General features: G+C 56.1%; 8 protein-coding genes and 1 pseudogene. 2 read left to right on the top strand and 7 right to left on the bottom strand.

Going from position 1 to position 7,719, the window contains the following annotated elements; translation table 11 throughout:
- Positions 1-198 precede the first annotated feature (198 nt).
- The 3 genes from AB4Y36_RS32290 to AB4Y36_RS32280 all read right to left on the bottom strand — a co-directional run bounded on the left by AB4Y36_RS32290 (position 199) and on the right by AB4Y36_RS32280 (position 2,535).
- Positions 199-1,266 (bottom strand): hypothetical protein, encoded by a 1,068-nt coding sequence (locus tag AB4Y36_RS32290; RefSeq protein WP_368685152.1) that lies wholly within the window; start codon positions 1,264-1,266, stop codon positions 199-201.
- A gap of 711 nt (positions 1,267-1,977) precedes the next feature.
- A complete protein-coding gene (locus tag AB4Y36_RS32285) occupies positions 1,978-2,295 on the bottom strand; it encodes a hypothetical protein (RefSeq protein ID WP_069262045.1) in 318 nt (105 codons plus the stop codon).
- Positions 2,296-2,406: 111 nt separating this feature from the next.
- Complete coding sequence (locus tag AB4Y36_RS32280) at positions 2,407-2,535, bottom strand: hypothetical protein (protein WP_256094484.1); 129 nt, start codon at positions 2,533-2,535, stop codon at positions 2,407-2,409.
- Between the two features lie 442 nt (positions 2,536-2,977).
- Between AB4Y36_RS32280 and AB4Y36_RS32275 the strand changes: the two genes are divergently transcribed.
- Positions 2,978-3,217, top strand: coding sequence for a hypothetical protein (locus AB4Y36_RS32275; protein WP_069262402.1), 240 nt, complete (start codon positions 2,978-2,980; stop codon positions 3,215-3,217).
- A 316-nt stretch (positions 3,218-3,533) separates the two neighbouring features.
- On the opposite strand, the gene AB4Y36_RS32270 is transcribed toward AB4Y36_RS32275, so the two are convergent.
- Positions 3,534-3,767 carry a hypothetical protein gene (locus tag AB4Y36_RS32270; protein ID WP_069262046.1) on the bottom strand — a complete coding sequence of 78 codons (234 nt, stop codon included), beginning with the start codon at positions 3,765-3,767 and terminating at the stop codon, positions 3,534-3,536.
- A 141-nt stretch (positions 3,768-3,908) separates the two neighbouring features.
- A complete protein-coding gene (locus AB4Y36_RS32265; protein WP_368685151.1) occupies positions 3,909-4,253 on the bottom strand; it encodes a response regulator in 345 nt (114 codons plus the stop codon).
- 200 nt (positions 4,254-4,453) lie between these two features.
- Here AB4Y36_RS32265 and AB4Y36_RS32260 point away from each other — a divergent pair, with 200 nt between their 5' ends.
- The gene (locus AB4Y36_RS32260; protein ID WP_342950152.1) at positions 4,454-5,581 is read left to right on the top strand and encodes a sensor histidine kinase; all 1,128 of its coding nucleotides are present in this window, start codon (positions 4,454-4,456) and stop codon (positions 5,579-5,581) included.
- A 273-nt stretch (positions 5,582-5,854) separates the two neighbouring features.
- Here AB4Y36_RS32260 and AB4Y36_RS32255 read toward each other — a convergent pair.
- Together AB4Y36_RS32255 and AB4Y36_RS32250 are read right to left on the bottom strand one after the other, a co-directional pair.
- Positions 5,855-6,226 (bottom strand): annotated as a pseudogene (locus tag AB4Y36_RS32255) (transposase); the annotation flags it as partial.
- Positions 6,227-6,337: 111 nt separating this feature from the next.
- Complete coding sequence (locus AB4Y36_RS32250; protein WP_368685150.1) at positions 6,338-7,156, bottom strand: MipA/OmpV family protein; 819 nt, start codon at positions 7,154-7,156, stop codon at positions 6,338-6,340.
- Positions 7,157-7,719: the final 563 nt, after the last annotated feature.

The raw sequence follows: 7,719 nt of genomic DNA, 5'->3' as shown, positions 1-7,719 counted from the left end.
CTGAAGCCCCGAGGGGCTTTGTTGTACTCGCGACGTCCGATTAGCGCAAATTCGGCGTATCGAACTCGATCGATCTGATTGCCTACCGCTCACCTCCGGAAAAAGTTGGTGTTTCCACACACTCTGGACCCACAAGAGACATCCAGTTTCTCAACTACGGACATCCGCGCAAGACGCCTGTTGCCACAACTTGCTTCGCTATGGAGAAACAACGTCAAGCTTTGCCATGACGCCCTCCGTATTGCTCAGTGTGCAATGCCTCCCGATCTCGACTACATTGGTCAGTATCGCGAACCTCACTTCATCATCGAACGAGATTTTTTTCGACGACATCCTATCGGCCTGAATGGCACCTTCTATAGTTTTATTCGTTACACCATCTGCCAACTGATTGACCGGCTCGCATTGGAGTCGAATTGGACTACCATAGAACACACCGTCAATGCCTTTGGTCGTATCGTCATCGATTCCTCGAAGAAAAATAATTCCTCCGGTCCGAACGCTATAGACGTCATGCGAGAACATGGCCTGTGCATCACACAATTCATAGGAAGACGGGTTTCCATCAACTCCGTTCATCGTGTGGCATACGTTTTTTCCATTTTGTGCGGTCAGTAGTGGTTCAGCGACGGGGGCATTACGTTTGTCGGTTTCCTTCCGCTGGGCTATCGCTTGACCTATTTTCTCTTTTTCTTGTGATGTAAGAGGTGTGATCGTGGCAACGTGTTTGGGCTTAATGTGCAAATCATAGTGTTGATCAATAGGCCAATTCTTCTGTGCCTGCGCACAGGCGAGAGTCACTTCGGCACTAATCAATGAATCAGGCGGGACGTCGGCCACGTATTTTTGTACGGACTCGGGCATTGGGACGGACCTAACCAAGTCTCCATTCGCTCTTCTTGTATTAACTGCTAGAGACGTGTATTTTCCATCATTGCAATCGATTAAATAATGAGCTTCACCAATCTGGAACGCATAGTCAGTTGAAGGCTGCTGCAGTTCCTCGTAGGTGTCTCTTTCCCAAGCAGTTATTTGACCGTTGTCACCTTGCTTAACGGAGTTCAAATCCACTTCAGCTTTGGAAAACAGTGTTAAGGGGTATGGTGGTACCGCTTTGACCCACTGCGGTTGCGTGGTTTGTTGAGGATCGGCAGGGAGTGTCGATAGCGGATCAGCGGACTGTGCTGCTTGACTAATGCCACTGAGACATAGGAAGGCGATAGAGAACGTGATGCGGAAAAATGGCAGCTGCATTGTCGCCTTCATGATCGATGTTGGTGTCGCCAAGAATTATGAATTGTGATTGGCCGAATCATACCTTCCGTTTCGGCCCTATCTCTGCAATTAACGGCAAAATTTCTGAGTTCTTGAACCGAATGAGATCGAAGTCACAACACGAACTGGACGATCAAGCAGTGATGTTCAGAAGCATGGTCGAGCGTGTGTTGATCCGATTTCCACACACGCCCCATGATTGCGGAAATTGTTCGGAATTTAGCCGACGACGCTGGATGACCGGTCATGGCGGCGGATTCAACCGCTCGCGAAGCGATGACGTGCTGCCGTTCGATGCAAGACGCATCAGGCAGTAGTCGGGCCAGTAGGCGTCACTCGCAACCATTGTTAGGCGGACGTGTGGATGTCGGCTTCGCGTCCGACAACCGCCATTGACCGCGAGGATGAAAGCTTGCTTCGGCGGGCGCGACACGAACGGCAGGCAATGGCGAGGGCCGGGACAGCTTCTGAGTCCCGTAACCGATCTGCTCAACGGGGCGCGTTACGGTAACAATTGAAAAGGTCCTGGCCGCCACAGCGGCAAGTTCTGCCTTTGCACATGCTTATCCCGAGAACCACACGCCATGCCGGCCCACATCATTGCTGCGGCTGCGGTTGGAAAGGCTGAGTGCCATGTGTCGTCCTTCGCTCAACGCCTTTGATGGACCGATTTAACTGCTCAACCTGCGCGGAGCGCTCCCTCTAGTGCCGATCGCCTTTCATGCTTTCGGCTTCCATCGCGGCATGCAATTCCTCATACGCCTCAATTGGTTCCATGTCCTGATCGACGAACGCGGCTGCGCGCTCTGCGGCGGTCGACGCGTCGCCCGAGATATCGCTCTGGCTGTCGTCGTCGGTACTTGGCGGCAGCAGCATGTCCTCAAGCATCCCGCGCAGTTCGGGAGTATTCCATGGCTTGCCCAGCTTGGCCTTCCTGTTCACGTAGTGACGGATTTCCGAATCTTGCTCGGCCGTGAGCGGAAGCCCGCGAAAAGTGGGGTCTGCGTTGTGATGGATCATGATGCGCCTCCCGAAGCGGTTTGCGCTTTCAACGCGCAGATGTCAGCGTTGAACGTTACAAGTTACGTGTGTCCACTGGACCACCTGTCCGCGGCCCAGCGATTACGTCCTTTACTTGGCGACAACTTCGTTCGCAGCCGGCGAATGAACCGTGCTGAACGGCTTTGCCGGCACTGACGGCTTCCTGGGCTGCTTGGGCTTTTTCGCTTCGCGAGTGCTGCGTAATTGACTCTTGGCCATGGTATCGCTCCTGGTGCGTTACGTGACAAGTTGGCATTCCCAGCATACGCGCCTAGCTTGGTCCCGGCGTGAAAATCAACTGATGTGGAGTGTCGCCACGCGGAAAGCTGACAGAGTTGGCCGGTTGGGAGTGGCAGCTACAGGAGAAATGTGAAATTCCCTTTCGGGTCGCGCGCTGCCGATGGGTCCCCCGTGAGGCGTGGAAAGCATACGCTCACTGCCAAGGCAGTAACGGCCACTTGCGGAGGTTCGGCACATTCGCGTGGATCACCGACAATCGGGGCGCATTGATTGACCATATCGGTAGTTGCGGTCCTGAACGTCCCGATAAGCAGATTTTGACGAGCGTATGGTGGCGCATGCGTGACTACCTAGCCCAATAGTTGCATAAGCCGTCCAATGGTGACTCATGGTAGGCTCCGATGACGAAAGGGAGGCTTTCATGCACCGAACGATCGCGTACCGCGGCTTCGAGATTCAGGTCGAACTGACTCCGGCTGCTGATGAGGACACCTTTGACGTGACCTTTCAGATAAAAGGCGCCACAAACCTCGAAGTGCTCGGCGCGCGGGGAGGCCGCATCCCGTTGCGCAATGGCCCTTTTACTGAGCGATGGGCCTATCTGGTAGCCGAAATCGCCGGTCAAGCTGCAATCGACGTGTTACTCGGTCCCGTGGACTGATTCCATATTTGTTTCCCGACCCAATGCACTCAGCGCTCGTGATGTTGATGTTGAGTACGGTCATTAGTCGAGCATCAGGTCCGTAAGCAGCAAAAGCGGTTGTCAGGAGCACAGCGAGACACCGATGATACTCAGCGGGCGATTCATGCATCGTTTCATTTTATGTGCGCCTCTGTCCGTGTAGACCGGATTCAGACAGAGCTATTCCTGGGCCCCGTCTTGCGCATCAGCACCGAATATCGACTCGATAGTCTCCAGCAGTTTGACGCATGCGCCGCGAATTGGCCATTCGAGAACGCCTCGTCCTCAGTAAGCGCTAGTAATCGGCTGGCGTCTCCACCAGTTTCCCGATCAGGCGCAGAAGTTCGCTATGCTCCGGCCCTTCGCCATCTCGAACAAGGAAGTCGCCAATTGAGATGTCTGACGGCCGGCCACCTGACGAGAGGTTGGGCTCATGTCGGACGAAAACCCGGCCAGAATCGTATTCGTGGACGAGCGACCAACGGTCACCGTTCGCGCTCCGATAAAGCTCTCGCGCCTTTTGAGTCATGGCCCTCTCCTGTTCGCGGCTAAGCATACGGCAGCCGGGACGTCGCTGACAGGGTGTCAACGTGGTTTTATACAAAGGTGTCAGAAGTTCTCCCTGACATACCCGGTGGCCGACGATTACAAGGTCGACCACAACACCGGTCTACTGAGCGAGCGTCTCAAGCAGGCGCAACAGAGGGCCTGGCGCGGCGCCTTTCTGGCAGTATGCATCGAAGCCCGCACCGACGCCCGACCGACGCGTGGTAGGTTCATCCAAGGCAGTAAAAGCTACAATGATCGTTTGCCGCGTCAGATCTTCCGCGCGCAGGCGTCGCGCAACCGCGTACCCGTCCATCTCAGGCATGTTGATGTCCAACAACGCGATTTGGGGGATCCACGACCTGACGGTTTCCAGTGCGGCCAGACCATCAAGCACAAATCGAACCTCGTATCCTGCCTCCGTGAGCGAGGCGGAAACGGCCTCGGCACCGGGACCGTAATCATCCACGACCAGAACGCGACGCACGCAGTCGTCGGGGGGAGGAGGTTGCGCACTGTCCAGCGCGCGGTTTCAAGTTGCGACGGCATTCAAAGCGGGCATGGTTGATGCATTGAGCTCAATAGGGTCGACAACGGGACCATTGAGCTGGCCGCGTCGCCTCTAATGCCATAGAGGAAATAGCAACTCGCGTACCCAATGGAGGTCAAATGAGCCTGGCGGACTTCATTGAAACCGATCTGGAGGGACTGATAGACGACTGGGCCACATACGCCCTTGCGATCAGCCATGAGGGCACTCACCTGTCCGAGAGCCAGTTACGTGATTCAGCCGCCCAAATCCTGGCAGGCATTGCGGCCGATATGCGCAGCATGCAAAGTGCGGCGCAGCAGGAAGCCAAGTCGCGTCATAGTGAAGGCAGCTCGGAATCCGGGTTCGATCAAGTGGCTTATCTGCACGCGGAAGAGCGCCTTGCACACGGATTCGGGATCAACGACGTGGTGGCGGAGTTCCGTGCGCTGCGCGCCACGGTGCTGCGCCGCTGGCAGATAAATTCGCCCGGCGGTGCCGAGGCTTTTCAGGAAATGATCCGGTTCAATGAGGCCATTGATCAGATGCTCAGCGAATCGGTACGGCGGTATGCGCAACAGACGAGGCGCATTGGGGACCTTTTTGCCGGCGTGCTTGCACACGACCTGCGCTCACCCCTTGGCGCGATCCTGAACTCAGCGCAACTTCTGCTGCACGACAACGAATTGTCTCCAACCAGTCTGAGAGCTGCGGCGAACGTACAACGCAGCTCAATGCGCATGAAAGAGATGATTGACGACCTTCTCGTTTTCACACGCGGCAGGCTGGGTGGCATGTTGCCGGTCAGTTTCTCTCCACAGGATATGGGGCGCATCTGCAGCGATGCGGTGGATGAGGTGCGCGCCTCCTACCCCAACGCAGTCATTCGGCCGCGTTTCGCGGGCGACCTGCGAGGCACGTGGGATGGAACCCGTATCGGGCAACTGGTCGTCAACCTGCTGGTGAACGGCGTGCGCTATGGATCGGGCGAGGTGGCCGTCGAAGCTGCCGGTCACGATGGACACGTGACTGTCGTTGTCTCGAACGAAGGCAATCCGATACCGGAAAGCGCCCTGCCTACGCTGTTTGATCCGATGACAAGGGCGAGCCTTCACAATCGGGAGGGGACTGCTGCAGGCATGGGCCTTGGCCTCTACATCTGCAGGCGCATTGCCACAGCGCATGACGGAACTATCGGTGTTGAATCGACCGAGCACGGGACAAGCTTCACCGTCTGTATCCCGAGGTCGCCAGCGGTTTCCGGTTGATCTATTTATCGCAGGCCGCTCGGGAACAGCTCGGTGGTGACCGCTCCTTATGCGAAAGCCGCCATCGTTGTGACACGAGTTCGGACGGCCGTTGTGGGTCGAGGCTGTATGGAAACGCGAAACACGGAGTCCGCAGGCGCATATTCCATGCTGCCTTCTCGCAACCCATCGGTAGACCAGGAATGCTGGCGTAATTTCGATGCCTCGCTGCAGACCACGCCAGCTTATACGAGGAACCTTGGGTGCTTCACGCACCCACCAGCCTCATGGCCTTTATGACTTTCGAGAACCCAGTATCGCTATTACGCGCTTGAGGTTGTATGCCAGCACATGCAGGCTCATTTCGGTACTCACATTGGCAAACCGGCGAGTCAGGAAGTGCGTGTAGCCCATCCAGTGTTTGAACGTCCCAAACACGTGCTCAACAGTCCGCCTTCGCGTTGTCATCGCATTCGGCATTCTGTCCAGTCTTCGCTGCGCGGCTTCTAGTACCAACTCGTGTTCCCAGCGCGTAATCCGCCGGTAATCGCTTGGCGTACATCGCGGCTTCATTGTGCAACCAATGCATGCACTGCTCCGATAGCGGCGCAGATACATGCCATGTTCCAGACCAGTAAAGCGGTAAATTGCGCGTTGCCCGGCCGGGACTCCCATGATCTCCTCGCGCCGTTCGAAAGAAGCAGCCGAAGTTTCCCTCGGAAATAAATTGCGACTGGTTGCAATGGCGAGCGCGGCGGTTTGTTTCGTCGGATATGCTCATTTGAATTGGTACAGGTAGCCGATCTTGAACGTTGGAATGTACCGTCTTCCCACGATCGGGCTGTCAGTAATACCACTGCTGAGGTGTGATACGCCTACATCGAAACTTACCATTTGATGGGACGTGAAACTGTAGTTGACCTGCGTGCCGATCGACGAGTTGTAGGCGGCCTTACCTGCGTATTCGGGGCGTCCCACCCGGACCTCGGACGGTCGCACGCCATAATAGTAATTGACGTATTTGCTGCTCAGCCAATCGAAGCCCGCGTGCGGTTCTATCGACCAGTGCCCGAGGTCGAACGACTTACTGTATTGAAGGTCGACCATCTGCCCCTTGTTTCCCCCAAGCAGATAGTCAGCTGACAGTGTACCGAACGCGGTTTTCCATGCGAGTGCCGGACCGTACCAGAATGTACCGTTTCGATCCTCCATTCCATTAAGGATCGGCGCGTCGGAACCCCTGTAACCACCGAAGACGTCGAACTTGCCGCGCAGCGTGAAGGTCACGTTGCTCCACTTACCGACCTTAAAATCGACACTGGTGCCGAAGGCGTGCAGCCATTTGTTATCGAAGGAAATCAGCGGAATCGGTGCGACGCGGGTACTGTCTCCCCTATAGGGCGACGACTCGATTCCTACTGCGGCACCCAGACCCCAATGTGTCACGTTCGTCGCGTTGCTGAGTACGGTGAAGCCGCTGTCTTCCGCTTCGGGTGGCTGCGCGCTGACACCATTTGCCCACGCCGCGCCTGAAGACAGAAAGGCTGATGCGATAGCCAACAGCAACAGTCGTTTACGCAAGATCGTTTTTCTCATTGTCATTCCTCAAGTGGATTGCCAAGACGGAAGCGACTGTAGGACGGGCCGACTTACTCATCACTTACTAGACGAAAGATGTTGACTGCGCGAGCAGGCGCTCCGGTCAGAACACGGAAGCCGAGTGATAGAACGACCAATGAAAAGTGCGAACGTGGATTTGCCGGGCCCGTGGGGAGGAGGCGATAAAAAAGGCGATGAGAAAGATAGAAACGCCAACGATGGTCATCGCTTTGCGGCAGTCAACTTGAATCCGCCCCGCACGAGGAATCGATATTTAAGCGTGGTGCTGTAGTCCGGCCGTTCCATTCGCTACACAAGAGCCGCGGGGTGCTTGGCGTACCCCGCGACATAACGCTCAGCCGACCCGCGTGCGAGTGGTTCGTTTTGATCCACAGCGGGTACGAGCTTGATTGGCCCGTACACTGGCAACCGGCCAGTCGGAATCGACGTCAGGATTGCCGGTGTCGTCACGATGCGCGACGAGGCCTGCTTCACGCGGCGCAATAGTCTCAAGCGGCAGGAGTCCTGCCGTGTTCCGTGCCATGCGCAATCTGCAAAGC

The sequence above is a fragment of the Paraburkholderia sp. BR10936 genome (assembly GCF_040965735.1).
Classification (GTDB): domain Bacteria; phylum Pseudomonadota; class Gammaproteobacteria; order Burkholderiales; family Burkholderiaceae; genus Paraburkholderia; species Paraburkholderia nodosa_A.
The sequence above is the reverse complement of the archived record's forward strand: the minus strand, read 5'-3'. Positions and strand labels throughout refer to the sequence as shown.